Source organism: Streptomyces sp. AC627_RSS907, assembly GCF_019049165.1.
Map to the genome: position 1 here is coordinate 1 of NZ_JAGMUE010000955.1, position 631 is coordinate 631.

Consider the following 631-nt stretch of genomic DNA (forward strand, 5'->3'; position numbering starts at 1 on the left):
CCTGGCGTACGAGCGCGAAGTGCGCCGCGTGCGTGCCGGTCATCGGGGCGGTGAACTCCCGGCCGAAGTCGAGGAGATCGGCCTCCAGGTCGGTGATCTTGCGCAGGTGCCGGTCGATGATGGCGAGCTGGGCTTCGGCGGCCAGCGTGGCGCTCTCCCGGATGGTGGCCTGGAACAGCTCGGCCTTGTCCCCGAAGTGGTTGTAGATGGTGCGCGTGGAGACCCCGGCTTCGGCGGCGATGGCGTCGATGCTGGCCCGGGCGTAGCCGTCCCGGGCGAAGACGGTCAGCGCACCGCCGAGGATCGCCTTCCGCTTGTCCGCCGACCTGCCTCGGGGGCGTCCGGCTGCGGTGTTCTGACTGGTCACGCTGGGTCCTCCAAGTTTTTTGCAGCGAGCGTTTTACTAATTACCGCGAGCGTTGTACTTTAACTCGTGCTGAGGCGCACAGCACCGCGGTACGTCATTGCGCCTGGACATCAAGTCGAGGAGAGACCCATGCTCAGAATCGCCATCATCATCGGCAGCACCCGGTCGAGCCGCAGGACGGCCGTCGCGGCCGACTGGGTCGCCCAGGTCGCCGCCCGGCACGCGGCCGTCACCCGCGGAGAGGCGACCTTCGAGACCGTGGAC

General features: G+C 67.8%; 1 protein-coding gene. It reads right to left on the reverse strand.

Features of this window, described 5'->3' with window-relative positions:
• Positions 1-367, reverse strand: a 367-nt coding sequence (locus KUM32_RS39635; RefSeq protein WP_217146582.1) for a TetR/AcrR family transcriptional regulator, incomplete at its 3' end; no start/stop codon positions are given.
• Positions 368-631: the final 264 nt, after the last annotated feature.